General features: G+C 71.9%; 15 protein-coding genes. 6 read left to right on the forward strand and 9 right to left on the reverse strand.

What is annotated here, in order from left to right; translation table 11 throughout:
* Nucleotides 1-13: 13 nt before the first annotated feature.
* From OG917_RS06360 to OG917_RS06375, 4 genes are all read right to left on the reverse strand, one after another.
* Nucleotides 14-727, reverse strand: coding sequence for an MIP family channel protein (locus tag OG917_RS06360; RefSeq protein WP_328316547.1), 714 nt, complete (start codon nt 725-727; stop codon nt 14-16).
* 134 nt (nt 728-861) lie between these two features.
* Entirely contained in the window at nt 862-1,587 is a 726-nt protein-coding gene (locus OG917_RS06365) for an SseB family protein (RefSeq protein WP_328316548.1), read from the reverse strand.
* Between the two features lie 121 nt (nt 1,588-1,708).
* Entirely contained in the window at nt 1,709-2,932 is a 1,224-nt protein-coding gene (gene mycP, locus OG917_RS06370) for a type VII secretion-associated serine protease mycosin (protein WP_328316549.1), read from the reverse strand.
* A gap of 106 nt (nt 2,933-3,038) precedes the next feature.
* On the reverse strand, nt 3,039-4,241 hold the full coding sequence (locus OG917_RS06375) for a hypothetical protein (RefSeq protein WP_328316550.1): 1,203 nt from the start codon (nt 4,239-4,241) through the stop codon (nt 3,039-3,041).
* Between the two features lie 158 nt (nt 4,242-4,399).
* Here OG917_RS06375 and OG917_RS06380 point away from each other — a divergent pair, with 158 nt between their 5' ends.
* The gene (locus OG917_RS06380; protein ID WP_328316551.1) at nt 4,400-5,602 is read left to right on the forward strand and encodes an amino acid deaminase/aldolase; all 1,203 of its coding nucleotides are present in this window, start codon (nt 4,400-4,402) and stop codon (nt 5,600-5,602) included.
* A gap of 60 nt (nt 5,603-5,662) precedes the next feature.
* Here the strand turns inward: OG917_RS06380 and OG917_RS06385 are convergent, their stop codons facing one another.
* Both OG917_RS06385 and OG917_RS06390 read right to left on the reverse strand, forming a co-directional pair.
* Nucleotides 5,663-6,610 carry a DUF2510 domain-containing protein gene (locus OG917_RS06385; protein ID WP_328316553.1) on the reverse strand — a complete coding sequence of 316 codons (948 nt, stop codon included), beginning with the start codon at nt 6,608-6,610 and terminating at the stop codon, nt 5,663-5,665.
* Nucleotides 6,611-6,619: 9 nt separating this feature from the next.
* Nucleotides 6,620-7,729 (reverse strand): hypothetical protein, encoded by a 1,110-nt coding sequence (locus OG917_RS06390; RefSeq protein WP_328316554.1) that lies wholly within the window; start codon nt 7,727-7,729, stop codon nt 6,620-6,622.
* 163 nt (nt 7,730-7,892) lie between these two features.
* Here OG917_RS06390 and OG917_RS06395 point away from each other — a divergent pair, with 163 nt between their 5' ends.
* The gene (locus tag OG917_RS06395) at nt 7,893-8,717 is read left to right on the forward strand and encodes a hypothetical protein (protein ID WP_328316555.1); all 825 of its coding nucleotides are present in this window, start codon (nt 7,893-7,895) and stop codon (nt 8,715-8,717) included.
* A gap of 28 nt (nt 8,718-8,745) precedes the next feature.
* Here the strand turns inward: OG917_RS06395 and OG917_RS06400 are convergent, their stop codons facing one another.
* The 3 genes from OG917_RS06400 to OG917_RS06410 form a co-directional block, all read right to left on the reverse strand.
* Nucleotides 8,746-9,345, reverse strand: a complete 600-nt coding sequence (locus OG917_RS06400; protein WP_328316556.1) for a helix-turn-helix transcriptional regulator — start codon at nt 9,343-9,345, stop codon at nt 8,746-8,748.
* Between the two features lie 290 nt (nt 9,346-9,635).
* Complete coding sequence (locus tag OG917_RS06405; protein ID WP_328316557.1) at nt 9,636-12,266, reverse strand: ABC transporter permease/substrate binding protein; 2,631 nt, start codon at nt 12,264-12,266, stop codon at nt 9,636-9,638.
* Nucleotides 12,259-13,341: a quaternary amine ABC transporter ATP-binding protein gene (locus OG917_RS06410; RefSeq protein WP_328316558.1), complete on the reverse strand. Its 1,083-nt coding sequence runs from the start codon at nt 13,339-13,341 to the stop codon at nt 12,259-12,261. Before OG917_RS06410 ends, OG917_RS06405 begins: the two co-directional genes overlap by 8 nt.
* Before the next feature lie 222 nt (nt 13,342-13,563).
* Here OG917_RS06410 and OG917_RS06415 point away from each other — a divergent pair, with 222 nt between their 5' ends.
* From OG917_RS06415 to OG917_RS06430, 4 genes are all read left to right on the forward strand, one after another.
* A complete protein-coding gene (locus OG917_RS06415) occupies nt 13,564-14,469 on the forward strand; it encodes a 5'-3' exonuclease (protein ID WP_328321691.1) in 906 nt (301 codons plus the stop codon).
* 47 nt (nt 14,470-14,516) lie between these two features.
* Nucleotides 14,517-15,359 carry a siderophore-interacting protein gene (locus tag OG917_RS06420; RefSeq protein WP_328316559.1) on the forward strand — a complete coding sequence of 281 codons (843 nt, stop codon included), beginning with the start codon at nt 14,517-14,519 and terminating at the stop codon, nt 15,357-15,359.
* Nucleotides 15,360-15,593: 234 nt separating this feature from the next.
* On the forward strand, nt 15,594-16,178 hold the full coding sequence (locus OG917_RS06425; RefSeq protein ID WP_328316560.1) for a sigma-70 family RNA polymerase sigma factor: 585 nt from the start codon (nt 15,594-15,596) through the stop codon (nt 16,176-16,178).
* On the forward strand, nt 16,175-16,930 hold the full coding sequence (locus tag OG917_RS06430) for an anti-sigma factor (protein ID WP_328316561.1): 756 nt from the start codon (nt 16,175-16,177) through the stop codon (nt 16,928-16,930). Before OG917_RS06425 ends, OG917_RS06430 begins: the two co-directional genes overlap by 4 nt.
* The last annotated feature ends 100 nt before the right edge of the window (nt 16,931-17,030 follow it).

The raw sequence follows: 17,030 nt of genomic DNA on the forward strand, positions 1-17,030 counted from the left end.
GGTGCCGGCGGTCTCAGACGCTGGCGTCGGCGTGCGCCAGGCCCGCCGGATGGGTGAAGAGGTGCGCGTAGGCCGCGATCGCCCCGCCGATCAGGGGCGCCACGATGAAGAGCCACAGCTGGGAGAGGGCGGCGCCGCCGGCGAAGAGGGCCGGGCCGAGACTCCGCGCCGGGTTGACCGAGGTGCCGGTCAGCGGGATGCCGATCAGGTGGACGGTGGCGAGCGCCAGACCGATGGGCAGGCCGTCGAAGCCGGTGACGGCCACCTTGTGGGTCACGGCCAGGACCACGAAGACGAAGACGAAGGTCAGCACCACCTCCACCAGGAAGGCGCCGCCCAGGTTGATGTGCACGGCCGAGCGGCTGTCGTACCCGTTGCTGCCGAACAGGCCGTCCGTCTTGATTCCCGGCACCTGCTTGGCGAGCAGGAAGAGCAGCGCGGAGCCGACGATGGCGCCGAGGAACTGCGCGATCCAGTACTCCACCGCCCGGCGCAGATCGATGCGCCCGGCCAGCAGCATGCCCAGCGTCACTGCCGGGTTGATGTGGCAGCCCGAGATCGCACCGAGCGAGTAGGCCAGCGCCAGCATGGTGAAGCCGAAAGCGAGCGCGATGCCGAAGGCACCGATGTACTCACTGGCGAGCACCACGGAACCCACCGCGATGAATACCAGCAGCAGAGTCCCCAGGAACTCCGCGGCAATCCTCCGCGTCTCCGTCGTCTCCATAGCTCACACCTCACGAAGATTGTCGGATTTCTCCGCAATTATTCGTCGGAAGAGCCGGACCTGCCTGTCGGGGGCCCGGGATCCCGGTGCGGCCGCGCCCCCTGGCGTGCCGGGCCGGGGTCGGCGGGCCGGGCTCAGCGGGTGAAGAGCGGGGCGTTCGGGGGCGGCGCCCCGGCAGGCAGGAGGGCCAGGTCGAGCCCCTCGACCAGCCGGGCCCTGAGCACCTCGTGGGCGGCCAGTTCCGTGGCGACGGCGGTGGCGGCCGACCGGTCCGCACCGGGGGCGAGCACCAGGGCGAGGGTGCCGTCGGCGCGGCCGGGACCGAGATGGGCGCGGAGCACGACGGGGTGCGCGGCGACGACGTCACGCACCGCCTCCACCACGGCCGGATCGTCCAGCGGGTCCGCGCTGGTGCGTCCCTCGGCCAGTGCGAGCAGCGCGGCGCCCCTCAGCTCGTACGGGACAGGGCCGGCCAGATCGAGTACGAGGGTGTCGGCCCGCTCATGGGCCGCGGCCTGCAGCGCCTGGTGCAGCGGTACGGCCACCGGGCGGGCCTGCGGGTCCCAGCGGGCCAGTGAGGCAGTCGACGTGAAGGCGGGGAGCGCCCTGCGGTCGCCGGCCTGGAGCGTGGGGACCGCCATGTCGCTGGACTTCTCGCGGCGCAGCCCGTCCTCGCCGGTCTCGGCCTCCCCCAGCAGCGCGACGACCGGCACCAGGAGCCGGGCGTCCTTCAGGGCTTCGAGCACCTGCGGCTCGGCCGCCCTCTCCTGCGACCAGGCGGCGAGCGCCGCGGTCAGCCGGGGGTCGGCGGTGCCGTCGTCGTCGGAGAATCCGGAGTCCGGAATGTTCTTGAGCGCCACGGCACGAGCCTAGCCGCCGCCCGGCGCCGCCCGGCTGCGGGGCTGTACGGCCGATGGCGCCGGCCGTACAGCTGCCGTCCACCGGATGGCGTCAGAACGGGCAGGGTCAGAACAGGCGCCGTCAGAACGGCCGGCGTCGCAGCGGGCGACGGAACCGGCCGGAGCCGGCGCTCCGCGGCCCCCCGGCCGGTGCCCCGCGCCACAGCACCAGGGCTCCGGCCAGCAGCAGCACCCCGGCGCCCCCCGCGAGCGGCACCACCCACGACGCTGCTCCCCCGTCGCCGGGCTCCGCGTCGGGGCCCGGGCCGAAGTACTTCGTCCCGTATCCGGCCGCCTCCGTGCGGAGCTGGGCCGGGGCGAGCTTCTTCGCCGCCGCGAGGGCGGCCGCCGGGTCGACCATGCCGTAGCCGCGGGAGTCGTCACGGCCGCCCTGCGGGGCGTCGCGGGCGGTGTCCATGAGCAGCTTCTTGATCTGCGGCGGGGTGAGGTCCGGGTACGCGGCCCGCACCAGCGCGACCGCGCCCGAGACGAAGGCGGAGGCAGCGCTGGTCCCCCAGCCCTCGTAGTACTTGCGGTCGGGGTCGGCTATCACGACGTCGACGCCCGGGGCGCTGACGGTGGCGTACCAGCGCCGGGTGGAGAAGGAGGCGTGGGTGCCGTACCGGTCGACGGCGGTCACCGCGATCACCCCGGGGTAGGCGGCCGGGTAGGAGATGTGGTCCCCGTCCTCACCGCCGTTGCCCGCCGACGCGACGACGACAGCGCCCTTGGAGAGCGCGTACTGGACGGCCGCGTCCTGGCCCGGCTCCGGCCGGGCGGACGCACTGTCGTCGCCGAGGGAGAGGTTGATGACGTCGGCGTGGTGGTCGGCGGCCCAGCGGATGCCGGTGGCGAGGGCGTCCCCCCTCGACGCACGGGCCTTCTTGATCGCTGGGTCGCTGCCTTCGAGGATCACCCGGACCGGCAGGATGTGCGCCTCGGGTGCGATCCCCAGGACGCCGTCCGTACGGCCGGGGCCATGGCCGTGTCCGGCGACGATGCCCGCCATCGCGGTGCCGTGGCGGGCCCAGGACCGGTCGCCGCGCCGGGCTCCGAAGCCGATCAGGTCCTTGTCGGGGAGGACCTGTCCTGTGAGGTCGGGGTTGGCGCTGTCCACCCCGGTGTCGAGCACCGCGACGGTGATGCCCCGGCCCTTGCTCGTACGCCAGGCCTGCTGGGTGTGCATAGCAGCCAGTTCCCACTGCTGGGCCCGGATGGAGTCGGCGCGTGCGGGTACCGCGGGCAGCACGGTGAAGGCCGCGGCGGCCAGCACGGCCGTGAGCACGGTCGGTCCTCGGCGTCTCATCGGTACTCCTCGGTGCGGTTCGGGGGCTTCTCTCGTGTTCGGGTCGCACGTTCGGGGCGGCTGGGCGCGGTGGTCCCGCTCGCGGCTGACGGACCCTCCGCGCGGTTCAGGGCTTCTCCGCCGCCGCCACGTTCTTGCGCAGGGCACGCTCGACCCGCTCCTCGATGCCTCTGGCCTCGTGGCCGAGTCCCGCCTGGGCCGCAGCGGTCGTCTGCGACTGCTCCATGGCCACGGCCGCGGGCTGCGGATCGGCGACCGTGCGCCCGTCGGCGAACCCGGAGACCGCGTACACGACGACGGGGGCGTCCGTCAGGACGTTCACCGCCCAGCTCGCCCGCTGGCGGCTGCCGAAGGAGGCGGCGGGCGTGGACGGCACCGGGTAGGTGCCGGGCATCAGATCGGTCCGCCGGTCGAGCCCCTCGGCCGCGAACCTGTGGTGCAGAGCGCCCATCGCCGCCGGTCCGGCCTCGGTGAAGACCATCCCGACCGTGGTCACGCTGCTGCTCGTGGCATCGGTGTACGTCGCACGCACCAGCCTGGTGCAGCCCACCGGCTGGAGCGCCCTCAGCAGCATCGGGTCGAGCCGCCCGGTGCACGTGGTGTCCGGGGCGACTCCGACCCGGGTCCAGGTGCGGTCGGCGCCGCCGGGGCCCGCGCCCGTTCCCTTGAGGGACGGCGGGAAGAGCGTGTCGACCGGCGCGCTGTGCCACAGACCGCGTGCCGCGGTGAATCCGTCCCGGGGGCCGGCCGCGGCGCTGTCACCGCTGAGCAGGCTCCCCGCGGTGGCGCCGCCGGTCAGTCCGAGGCCCAGGACCACGCAGGCCGCCACCAGGGCGGCCCTCGCCGGGCGCCGGGCCGGTACGGGCCGCAGCCGGGTGGTGGTCTCCACCGGGGTCTCGGCGGGTGCGGGACGCGGCTCCGCGGAGAACCCCCGCCTCCCCGCGTCCGGCCGCGGCGTCAGGTCGACAGCGCCGACCGGCCTGCGGTGGGCGGTCGGGGGCCCTGTGGGACGCGGCGGAGGAACGGACGGCGCGGTGGCGGGCGGGGGCGGGGCGGTGGGCCGGGGCGGGGTGACGGGCGGGGGTGCGGCCGGCGGGAAGGGGGAGACCGCTGCTCCACCGGCAGGAGCGCCGGGAGGCCGGGCGGGTTCCGCGTATCCGGCGACGGGACGCAGCCGCGTGGTCGTCTCGGTGGACTTCTCGGCCGGGGCGGCCGGGCCTCCGGCGGGCGGCTCCCCCGCGCCGGGTGGCGGCTCACCGGGGCGGGGCGGGAAGGACGGGAAAGGGGCACGTCGCGCCTCGGTACCCATCCGCCCCCCTGTGCGTTCGCCCGAATTCGCCTTCCAGGCTGGTCAGTCGGTCACTCTACGGGCTGACAGCGGGCCTGCGGGAACCGGACGGTACGCACGGGGCATCTGCCCAGAACATCCCCCTACCCTCCGGTAATCATGTCTGGCAGGCTTCGGCCATGACGCCCCGTGCTGCTGACCGGACCCGGTACGACCGGGCCACCGCCGCTCTCGATGCCCCGCTGGCCATCGTCGACCTTGAGGCCTTCGACGCCAACGCCGATGACCTGGTCCGCCGTGCGGCGGGCAAACCGGTCCGGGTGGCCAGCAAGTCCGTGCGCTGCCGGGCCCTCCTGGAGCGGGTGCTGGGGCGGGACGGATTCGCGGGGCTGATGTCCTTCACCCTCGCGGAGTCGCTGTGGCTGGCCCGCTCGGGCTTCGACGATGTGCTCCTCGCGTACCCGTCGGCCGACCGCGGCGGCTACGCCGAGCTGGCGGCCGATCCGAAACTCGCCGCCGCCGTGACCGTGATGGTCGACGACCCGGCCCAGCTGGAGCTCATCGACCGGGCGCGGGACGGCGGCCGGGAGGAGATCCGGGTCTGCCTCGAACTGGACACCTCCCTGCGGATGCTCGGCGGGCGGGTGCGGATCGGCGCACTCAGGTCACCGCTGCGTGACCCTGCCCAACTGGCCGGGCTGGCACGCTCGGTGGCGCGCCGGCCCGGATTCAGGCTGGTGGGGCTGATGGCGTACGAGGGCCACATCGCCGGGGTGGGCGACTCGGTCGCCGGGCGTCCGCTGCGCTCGCGTGCGGTGCGGCTGATGCAGTCGGCGGCCCGTAAGGAGCTGGCGGCCCGGCGGGCCGCCGTGGTGCGGGCGGTCCGGGCCGTGGCGCCGGACCTGGAGTTCGTCAACGGCGGTGGCACGGGCAGCGTCCAGCACACCGCGGCCGAGGAGGCAGTGACCGAGATCGCGGCGGGTTCCGGTCTCTTCGTACCGCGGCTCTTCGACAACTACACGTCATTCACCGGGCGTCCGGCCGCGCTCTTCGCCGCGCCGGTGGTGCGCAGGCCGGGTGTGGGCGTGGTGACGGTGCTCGGTGGCGGATACCCGGCGTCGGGCGCCGCGGGCGCGGACCGGCTGCCCGTCCCGTATCTCCCGGAGGGGCTGCGCTACGACCCGCAGGAGGGGCCAGGCGAGGTCCAGACCCCGCTGCTCGGCTCCCCCGCCGACGATCTGCTCATCGGCGACAAGGTGTGGTTCCGGCACGCGAAGTCGGGGGAACTGTGCGAGCGGTTCGACACCCTGCACCTCGTCGAGGGCGACCGGGTGACCGGCGCGGCGCCCACCTACCGCGGCGAGGGCCACACCTTCCTGTAGCGCCCGGCCCGGCGGCGCCCGGCCCGGCGGCGCCCGCCCACGGCGGCACGCGGAGGCGGCTCAGTGACCGATGCTGCTTCCCACGCCGCCGCTGGTGGCGTCGCCGATGGGCCGGATCCCCTTGGTGATGGTGTCCATGCCGCCGGGCGCCGGTCCGCCGGGGCCCGCGTCGAAGGCGAACCGCACCACCACCATCGACTCGGACCCTACGGACGAGGGAAAGGCGACGGTCTGGACGTAACCTCCGGGCCCCGCACCGGTCCTGACTCGCCAGCGCACCAGATAGCCGGTGCGCCCCGCGACGACGACGGACCGGGACCGCAGCACGGTGTGCGAGGTGATGCCGTCGTAGTCGAGGTTCCCGGCGGGGTCTCTGTCGTACGAGCTGTCGGCGGCGTCCTTGATGTCCGCCCTGGCGACGGCCTCGGCCGAGGGGAGGTCGGTCTCGTCGGCGGTCTGCGAGGTCACCGTGGCGTGATAGCAGAACGAGGCCGAGTCGCCGGGGCACTCGTAGGAGTGGCGGGTCCGCATGGTCGTGACGTCCCCGACCGTGTCCGCCGGTTTCTCCCAACCGCCGGGGACCGGCAGGGTGATGCCGTCGAGTTCGTCGACGAGCAGCGAGGGATCGGCGGTCGGTGGCGCACCGGCCCCCGGGCTGTGCGTCCCCCCGGCGGTGGCCCGGGCAGGGGCGCTCGTCGCGGACGGGGGGTGCGCCCTCGTGCCGTTCCCGCCTCCGCCCACCAAGGTGACCGCGACCGTCACGGCCAGGGCAGCCACGAGCACCGCGCCCGCGGCGACCGGCACCGCGCGCGGCAGGCCGCCGCCCCCGCTCCGGGCCGCGGGGGGCGGCGGGGGCGGGGGCCCGAAGCCGGGCCCCGCAGGAGCCGGCTGCTGCGGTACGCCGCCGGGCGGGCGGGTGTGCGCGGTCCATGCCGCGCCGTCCCACCACCGCTCGGTTGCGGGCATACCGGTGTCCGGGTACCAGCCGGGCGGGGTCGAAGCGCTCATCCGGTCACCCTAGAGCTCGGTGCCGGGCGCCGGCGGCCCGGGCGGGTGCAGAGCGGGCGCTTCGGTGAGGCGGCCCCCGGGGCGGCCCTGCCGCGCGGCCTTGCGGAGCGTCACCGGCTGCCGGTGCCCGGCGCCACCCGGGTGCCCCGCCCGTGGACGGTCCGTGGTCCGCTCACCGACGCCCAGCAGGGAGTCGAAGGTCGGCCACCCCTCCCAGACCCTTATGTCGGCGTCCACGTCCGGCCTGATGGGCGCGAAGCGGCCCAGCTCGAAGTCGTCACCCTCCAGGTCGAACCAGCGCTCACCGAAGACCTCCGTCCCCAGTCCTGCGGCCTTGGCCGTGAGCCGCACCAGCATCCGTACCGAGTGCGCGCCGTCGAGCAGGGTGCCCTGGATCTCACCGATGGGGAGCTCGGGCACGGCGGCCTCCACCGGGATCCACACCGTCAGGGGCGACCCGCGGTCCATGATGAACCAGGTGCGCTCCTGCGCCGGCCTGCCGTGCTGGTCCAGTACGTGCAGCTGCTGCTTGCAGAAGACCGGGGTGCCGTCGTGCGGCGAGGGCCGCAGGTACCAGAGGTAGACGCGGGCCGAGAGGTCGATGACGGCGAGGTTCTCCATCCGGTTGTAGAAACGGACGGCCAGGATCCGGTGGTCGCTGCCGACGTGCTGCCCGGCGAAGTCGCGGGCGTCCGCCTGGTGTGCGTAGCTCACACTGACCCGGTCGCGCCAGACGAAGGGCCGCACCGAGAACATCTTGATGAAGACGACGCCGACCAGGGTCGCGGGGACGATGGCCCCGATGACGGAGGCGAGGGTGGACAGCGCCTCCTGGGCGCTGTTGCCGTCCTGCGGATCGAGGTTGTCCGTGCCGACGCAGGCGCGCAGCGCGTGCAGCGTCAGGTTGGTCAGCTGGTGCACATCGGTCATCCGCGCGTCCAGGGGGCGCGGCGATTCGAGGGTGAGTGACAGGCCGGCCGCGATCGCCGCGGAGAGGGCGACCAGCGATCCGAAGGCCAGGAGGAAGAGTCCGAGCACCGAGCGTTCCGCGACCCACCAGCGCAGTGACGTACGGAAGCGCGGATGCCCGCGGCCGCTCAGCATCGCACGTGTCAGCATCAGCAAATCGCTTCCCCCATAGCCGAGTTGAGCTGTGGTCAGGGATTCTAGCGAGCCCGGGCCGAGCAGGCTCCCGGGTTGCGGCACGGCCGTCACCCGGCAGCGGCACTCCTGTGGCAAGCTCAGCGGCCGGAGGGTGTGGTCACCGGCGAAGGGAAGAACTGTGCAGGACCGTTCACTCGAAGCGCTCGGCCTCGCCGTGGTGCCGGCCAAGGAGCCGCTCAGCTATCCCGGGCTGCCGGTCACGGAGCCCTCACTGCTCGATTCCCGGACGCTGCTCACCATGGCACCGGGCGCCGGCCCGGTGGAGACCTGGCAGGTCTCCACCGCGAACGGGCCCGTGGCACTGGACGCGTATCTGGCGGCGCGGGGTCTGCCGCGGCTGGCCGCACGCCACCCGGCGATGTCGGTCGGCTCCAACGCCTCGCCTGCCCAGCTCAGCAACAAGCTGCTGAGCCGCGGTATCTCCGGCACCGTGCCCATGGTCCCGGTACGGGTCGAGGGCATCGCGATCGGGTGCTGCGCCCACATCTACCCCGCCGGATACGTCGCCACCGCGCCGTACACCGACCGCGGGTCGGTCCTCTCACTGGCCGTCACCTGGCTGGACGACGACCAGCTGGCCGCGGTCGACGCGACCGAACTCCCCTACTACGAAAGGGTTCTGCTGCCGAACGGTGAGTTCCCCATGGAGCTGCCGAACGGTCTGCCGGTGGAAGAGGTGCACCTCTACGCCAGCAGCATGGGCGTGCTGGCCGGTCCGGACGGCCGCCCGCGGCCCGCCCCGCCGGAGCAGGCCGCGCTCCTCGGCGAACTGCTGGCGGCTTCCCCGAGGCTGTTCGACCTGCTGGGCCCCGATCCGCAGACCTGGGTGGACCGGGCGTCCAAGGACCCGGAGCTCGCGGACGAGGGGACCCGGCTGTTCCGCGCGGAGGGGTGGGTCGTGGTGCTGGACGACTTCCTGCCGTACGCCGAGGCCCGGGCCTGACGCGGGCGGGGGGCGGGGGGCAGCGGGCCTAGGCCGGCCCGTTCGGACCGGGGCGGGCCCGCGGGTCGGCGGTCGCGTCCACGTGCTCGGCGACGGCGACGACGAGGATGCGGGTCTCGGGCAGCGTGGCACGCCAGCGGTGCCGCACCCCGCCGGAGAGGAACAGGCTGTCGCCGCGCTCCAGACGGTAGGCGCGGCCCTCGGCCTCCACCTCGGCCGCGCCCTCGGCCACGTACAGCACTTCGTCGTTGCGGTGCTGGAACTCGCGTCCGGTCTCCTGCTCGCCCGTGAACTCCATGGCGTGCAGCTGATGGTGCCCGCGTACCAGGTCCCGGATCCGCGGCCCGGGATCCCGGTCGCACCCGGCGGTGTCCGCCGCACGGACGACATCGACGGTGCGTCCCGCGTCGGACACGGCCAGCAGTTCCACGGCCGTGGTCTCCAGCGCGTCGGCGACCCGCTGGAGGGAGCGCTCGCTCGGCCGGGCGCGTTCGTTCTCGATCTGGCTGAGGAAGGGGACGGAGAGACCGCTGCGCGCGGACACCTTGGCGAGGGTGAGCCCCAGCGTACGGCGGCGTCTGCGGACGGCGGCGCCCACCCGGAACGCCTCCTTCTCGTTAACGTCCATCCCTGGTTCCCCTCCCTTTGCCCGGTCGCCGGTCGTGTCTGCAAGCACCTTACGCAGCTTCGGGCCATGGCAGGGTGCTCGCGTCACACCCGCGTCGCACCAGCTCCCGGCCGGACGGCCGCGGGGCGGGCCCACAGGCCCCCGCTCCCGGCCGCCGCCAAGTACCGGCACCGGCGAAGGCGTTGACGGCGGAGCGGCCGGAAACACCGCAAGGGGTGGGCAACGCCGGTGGCGTTGCCCACCCCTTGCGGGTGAGCCTTCCGCGGAAGATCTCCTGCGGGAGAGTCGGATCAGCTGCCGACAGGCGCCAGCTTGTCCTCCAGGCCCGGGTTGGCGTCGAGCCACTTGCGGGCGGACTGCTTCTCCTTGCCCGCACCGCCGTTCTGGATCGCGACCTCCAGGGAGTTGAGCTTGTCCTCGCTGAGCTTGAACTTCTTCAGCCAGCCGTTCAGCTCGGGCAGGTCCTTGCCGAAGTCCTTGCGGGCCACGGTGTGGATCGAGTCGCTCTTGCCCCAGGCACCCTTCGGGTCCTTGAGCTTCGTCAGGTCGTACTTGCCGTACGCCCAGTGCGGCGACCACAGCACCACGACGACCGGCTCCTTCTTCTTGATGGAGCGGTCCAGCTGCGCCAGCATCGACGACGTGCTCGACGACACGACCTTGTACTCACCCTGCAGCCCGTAAGCCTTCAGGACCTTCTTGTTCAGCAGGCCCATCTCACCGGCGCTCGACTCGATGCCGATGATCTTGCCGTTGAACTCCTTGCCCTTGCCCTTCAGATCCGCCAGGGACTTCACACCCTTGACGTACGAAGGCACGGACAGTTCGAGGGAGGTGGGCCCGTACCAGGAGCCGACATCGGTCAGCTTGCTCTTGTATCTGTCCCAGTACTGCTTGTGGGTCGTCGGCAGCCAGGAGTCGAACTGCACATCCTCCTGGCCCTGCGCCAGCGCGGTGTACAGCGGACCCGGGTCGAGCTGCTTGACGTTGGGCTTGTAACCGCGGTCCTCCAGGATGTTCTGCCAGAGGTAGGTGGAGGCAATCGCCTCGTCCCACGGGAAGAAGCCCAGGTTGACGCTCTTGCCGGCGTCCTTGCCCTTCTGCGGGGCACCCGCGCCCTTCGCCACCGGCGCCAGCTTGCCGGCCATGCCGGGGTTCTTCTTCAGCCAGGCGCGCACACCGTCCTGCTCGTGGCCCTCGCCGGCGGCCTGGACGGCGTTCTCCAGGCTGGTCAGCTGGCCCTCGGAGAGCTTGAAGTCCTTCAGCCACTTCGCGACCGTCGGGTCCTTCTTGTCGAAGCCCTTGTGCGCGACGGTGTGGATCGAGTCGCTCTTGCCCCAGGCACCCTTCGGGTCCTTGAGCTTCGTCAGGTCGTACTTGCCGTACGCCCAGTGCGGCGACCACAGCACCACGACGACCGGCTCCTTCTTCTTGATGGAGCGGTTCAGCTGCGCCAGCATCGACGACGTGCTCGACGACACGACCTTGTACTCACCCTGCAGCCCGTAGGACTTCAGGACCTTCTTGTTCAGCAGGCCCATCTCACCGGCGCTCGACTCGATGCCGATGATCTTGCCGTTGAACTCCTTGCCCTTGCCCTTCAGATCCGCCAGGGACTTCACACCCTTGACGTACGAAGGCACGGACAGCTCCAGCGACGTCGGGCCGTACCACTTGCCCATGTCGTCGAGCTGGGACTTGTACTTGTTCCAGTAGTCCTTGTGCGTGGTCGGCAGCCAGGAGTCCGTCTGGAAGTCGATGTCGCCGCGGGCCACACCGGAGTAGAGCGGGCCGGCGTCGAGCTGCTTGACGTCGGTCGTGTAGCCGCGCTGCTCCAGGAGCTCCTTCCACAGGAACGTGGAGGCGATGCCCTCGTCCCAGGGGATGTACCCCATCTTGATCTGCTTGCCGTGGCCGACGTCCGAGCCCGCCTGCGAAGAGCTGCCGCTGTCCGAGGCCGAACCGAGGTTCATGCCTCCCGCGACGAGTCCGAGGATCACGACGCCGATCATGGCGACGGTGGTGCCGGGACGGTAGTGCGTGAAGCTCCACCGCTGGGCCAGGGCGGCCGCCTTCGCGGCGGCGCGGCGGCCGAGCGGCGAGACCCGCAGGTTGAGGGCGCCGGTCATCCGGTCCAGGTAGATGGCGAGGATGACCACGGCCACCCCGCTCTCGGCGGCGAGGCCGACCTGGAGCTGGGTGATGGCGGCGTAGACCTTCTCGCCGAGACCGCCGGCGCCGGCCATACCGCCGATGACGACCATGGACAGGGCGAGCATGATGACCTGGTTGACACCGGCCATGATCGTCGGCAGTGCCAGGGGCAGCTGGACCCGGCGCAGGATGTTGCGCGGGGAGGTGCCGAAGGCCTCGGCGGCCTCCACCAGTTCGCCGTCCACCTGCCGGATGCCGAGCTCGGTCATCCGGACACCCGGGGGCATCGCGAAGACGATCGTGGCGATCACGCCGGGGGTGACCCCGACGCCGAAGAACATGACGCCGGGGATCAGGTAGACGAAGGCGGGCATCGTCTGCATGACGTCGAGCACCGGGCGGACCGCGGCACCGACCTTCGCGTTGCGCGCCGCCCAGATACCCATCGGTACCGCGATCACGATCGTGATGACGGCCGCGACGATCACCAGCGACAGCGTCTCCATCCCGTCGTCCCAGAGGGCGAGGGAGTCGATGAGAGCGAAGCCGACGAAGGTCAGCACCGCCGGCACCAGGCCGCGGAGCCAGAAGGCGAGGACGGCGAAGATGCCCGCCATGAGCAGCGGTTCACCGCCGCCCAGCACGGCGTTGACGCCGTCGTACATGTTCGTGAGAACGCTGTTGATCGCGTCGAAGAGCCAGCCGACGTGATTCTGCAGCCACTGGACGATGTTCTCGACCCAGTCGCCGAAATGGAACCTAGGCACTGGCGACCGCCTTGTTCTTGGGGGCCGCGTCGCAGGCCAGCGGGGCTTCGGCGTACTCGCCGAGGAAACCTATGAGACGGGACTGCTGTACGACACCGACCAGCTTGCCCTGGGCGTTCTTCACGGCCACGGGGTGCGGGACGCGTGCGCTCACGCCGCACAGGTCGGCGAACGTGGTGTCGGGGGTGACGGTCTCGCAGCCGCAGTCGCCCGCGTCGGGGCGGTGCGCGTCGGTCATCATCGCCGCAGCGGTGAGGACCCGGGTGCGGTCCACGTCCTTGGTGAAGGAGGCGACGTAGTCGTTGGCCGGCGTGATGAGGATGTCCTCGGCGGTGCCGAGCTGGACTATCTCCCCGTCGCGCATGACCGCGATGCTGTCGCCGAGGCGCATGGCCTCGTTGAGGTCGTGGGTGATGAAGACGATCGTCTTCTTCAGCCGCTTCTGCAGTTCCAGCAGCTGGTCCTGCATGTCGCGGCGGATCAGCGGGTCGAGCGCGCTGAAGGACTCGTCCATCAGCAGCAGGTCCGCGTCGGTGGCGAGGGCGCGGGCCAGGCCCACGCGCTGCTGCATACCGCCGGACAGCTCGTCGGGCCAGGACTTCTCCCAGCCCGCGAGACCCGTCATCTCCAGGGCCTCGGCCGCCCGCTTCTCGCGCTCGGCACGGGGAACACCCTGTACTTCCAGGCCGTAGGCGGCGTTCTCCAGGACGCTGCGGTGGGGGAAGAGCGCGAAGTGCTGGAAGACCATGCTGATCTTCCTGGAGCGCACCTCGCGCAGCTCGCCGTCGCTGAGAGCGGTCAGATCCTGACCGTCGAAGAGCACCCGGCCCGCGGTCGGCTCGAGGAGCCCGTTGAGCATCCGCAGGAGCGTGGACTTGCCGGACCCCGAGAGACCCATGACGACGAAGATGTTGCCGGGCTCGACGGTGAAGGATGCGTCGATGACCGCAGCAGTCGTCCCCTCACCGCGCAGCTCATCGCGGCCGGTGCCGTTCTCGAGTTTCCCCACGGCTTCATCGGGTCGTCTGCCGAACACTTTGTACAAGTGGTCGGCTTGCAGCCTGGACACATACACCTCACGCGTTTGAACGAAGACGACCCATCACCCCCGTGTCGACAGGTCGTGGAGCGGCGCGGGATCGGTCCGCTTCACCCTCGCAATACTTGAATCTGCTACTGGTTCCGCTCCGTGGCGGCGCCTGCCCCTCTTTACACAACTCAAACAGAAGAGTGACGCAGCTCACTCGGGGTGGCTGTCGGTGGCGTACGGCATCATCGGGGTGTGACGCGACGCCTGATGCTCCTCGATACCGCTTCCCTCTACTACCGGGCCTATTTCGGGGTCCCCGACTCGGTCCGCGCCCCGGACGGCACCCCGGTCAACGCCGTACGGGGGCTGCTCGACTTCATCGCCCGCCTGGTCCAGGACCACCGCCCGGACTCCCTGGTCGCCTGCATGGACGCGGACTGGCGTCCGCAGTGGCGGGTCGATCTGATCCCCTCGTACAAGGCGCACCGGGTGGCACAGGAGACGGAACAGGGCCCCGACGAGGAGGACACCCCCGACACCCTGGCCCCGCAGGTGCCGATGATCGAGCAGGTGCTGGACGCCCTCGGGATCGCCCGGGTGGGTGTCGCGGGGTACGAGGCGGACGACGTGATCGGCACGCTCGCCGGCCGGGCCACCGGCCCGGTCGACATCGTCACCGGTGACCGCGACCTCTTCCAGCTGGTGGACGACGCCCGGGGCGTGCGGGTGCTGTACCCGCTGAAGGGCGTGGGAAGCCTCCAGCTCACCGATGAGGCGCTGCTGCGCGAGAAGTACGGGGTGACCGGCCAGGGCTATGTGGACCTGGCACTGCTGCGGGGCGACCCGAGCGACGGGCTGCCCGGCGTCCCGGGGATCGGTGAGAAGACCGCGGCGAAGCTGCTCGACGCCTTCGGGGACCTGGACGGGATCATGGCCGCGGCAGGCGACCCGGCGTCCGCGCTGACCCCCTCGCAGCGCCGGAAGCTGGACGAGGCACGCCCCTATGTGGCCGTGGCGCCGAAGGTGGTGCGGGTGGCATCGGACGTGCCGCTGCCGCCGTTCGATCCCGCGCTGCCCTCCGAGCCGCGCGACCCCGCCACCCTGGAGCAGCAGGCGGCCCTCTGGGGTCTGGGCGGATCGCTCCAGCGGCTGCTCTCCACCCTGCAGGGCTGAGGTGCTAACTTAGGTGAGCCTAACCATGACGATCAGGGGAGCTGTCCGTGGCGGAAGCACCGGCCCGAAAGACACCGCAGGCCCATGAGGCACAGGTGATCCGCACCGAGCGGATCACTCCGCACATGGTCCGTCTCGTCATCGGCGGTGAGGGTCTGGGCGCTTTCGACGCCTCGGAGTTCACCGACCACTACATCAAAGTGCTCTTCCCGCCCGCGGGCGTGAGCTATCCGGAGCCGTTCGACATGGCCCGGATCCGCGAGGAGCTCCCGCGCGAGCAGTGGCCCGTCACCCGTACGTACACGGTGCGGTCCTGGGACCCGGCGCTGCGCGAGCTGACTGTCGACTTCGTGGTGCACGGCACCGAGGGGCTGGCCGGCCCGTGGGCGGCCGGCGCGCGGCCCGGCGACACGGTCCGTTTCCTCGGCCCCGGCGGCGGCTACGCACCGGATCCGGCCGCGGACTGGCACCTGCTGGTGGGGGACGAGAGCGCGCTGCCCGCCATCGCGGCCGCGGTGGAGCGGATGCCCGCGGGGGCCGTGGTCCACGCGTTCGTCGAGGTGTCGGGCCCCGACGAGGAGCAGAAGATCGAGGCACCGGACGGCGTCGGGGTGCGCTGGCTGCACCGCGGCGGGCGCCCTGCGGGCGCCGCGCTGGTCGATGCGGTGCAGGCCCTGGACTTCCCGGCAGGCGAGGTCAGCGCGTTCGTGCACGGAGAGGCCGGCTGCGTGAAGGAGCTGCGCCGCCATCTGCGGCTGGACCGGGGGATCCCCCGCGAACGGCTCTCCATCTCGGGCTACTGGCGCCTGGGGCAGGACGACGACAGCTGGCGCGCCGTGAAGCGCGAGTGGAACGCCAGGGTCGAGGCGGAGCAGGAGCAGGCGGGCTGACCACCGGCAGCGGAAAGCCCCGGCCCGCGAGCGTGCGCTCGCGGGCCGGGGCTTTCCGCTGCGCCGGGGCGCCTTCCGCGCGCGCCTGGCCGGGCGCCCCCGGCCGCGCGGACGCGAGGCGGAGAACTGGTGACGCCGAACGATTCGTACGCTTGACCAATCCGCGGCCGCACTCGCTCCGAATACCCCGCGAGAACCCGTATACCGCATGCCCGCCCTGTGAAGGAACGCCGCGTGAAAGAAGCCGTACACATCAGCGGAGCCGCTTCGGCGGGACCTGATCTGCAGCAGTTGCTCGCCATGGTCGCCCGTGGGGACCAGGACGCGTTCTCGCGTCTGTACGACTCCGTGTGCGGTCCCGTCCTCGGACTGGTGCGCGCGGTACTGCGTGATCCCGCGCAGTCCGAAGAGGTGGCCCAGGAGGTTCTCCTGGAGGTGTGGCGCAGCGCGGCACGCTTCCAGCCCGACCGGGGCTCGGCGATGAACTGGGTCCTGATGCTCGCGCACCGCCGTGCGGTGGACCGGGTCCGCTCGGCCCAGGCCGCTTCGGACCGTGAGCACCGCGCCGCACTGCTCGACCGGACGCCCGCGTTCGACGAGGTCGTCGAGCAGGTCGAGTCCCGGCTGGAACGGGAACAGGTTCGCCGCTGTCTGAGCTCTCTGACAGAGGTGCAGCGCGAGTCGGTGACGCTCGCGTACTACAGGGGCCTTGCCTACCGGGAAGTGGCCGAACTGCTCTCCGTACCGCTCGGCACCATCAAGACTCGACTGCGCGACGGACTCATCCGGATGCGCGACTGCCTGGGGGTCAGCGCATGATGACAGCGGATCTGCACACACTCACCGGCGCTTACGCGCTCCACGCACTGGAGCCGGGCGAACGCGCCGAATTCGAGCAGCATCTGCAGGTGTGCTCCGCCTGCGCCCAGGAGGTCCGGGAGCTGTCCGCCACGGCGGGCCGGCTGGCCCTCGCCGTCACCGTGACCCCGCCCCCCGCTCTCAAGCAGGAGGTCCTGCGGCGGATCGCCACCGAGCGCCAGGAGGCACCACTGCTGCCTCAGCAGCACCGCGGCGGTGGCGGGCCCGTACGCGGCGGGCGCTCGCTCTCCCGCTTCGCACTGGCCGCCTGTCTCGCCGCCGCCGTCGGTCTCGGCGGGGTCGCGGTGTGGCAGCACCAGGAGGCGGGGGACGCGAGGACCGACGCGGCGCAGTCGCAGCAGCAGGCCCGCGCGCTGGCCGATGTGCTCGCCGCGCCGGACGCCAAGGTCACCACGGGCAGGCTGACGGACGGGGCGACCGGCACAGTGGTCGTCTCGCACACCAGGGACAAGGCGGCCTTCCTCGCCTCCGGGCTGCCGAAACCGCCGGGTGACAAGGTCTACCAGCTCTGGTTCGACGACAACGGAACGATGCGCTCCGCCGGTCTGCTGAATCCTTCGTCCTCCTCCGAGAGCGTGCTCATGGAGGGCTCGGTGGACTCCGCTGCCGGGATGGGCATCACGGTGGAACCGGCCGGCGGTTCCAAGGCGCCGACGACCACCCCGCTCGCCCTCATGAAGTTCGCGGCCTGACCGGACCCGCGGCGGCGCACTTTGCCGCAGTGAGCACATAAGGCAGTGAGCACATGGAGGAGGGGGAGCCCAGCCGGGCTCCCCCTCCTCCATGTTGTCG

The sequence above is a fragment of the Streptomyces sp. NBC_00388 genome, from assembly GCF_036061255.1.
GTDB lineage: Bacteria > Actinomycetota > Actinomycetes > Streptomycetales > Streptomycetaceae > Streptomyces.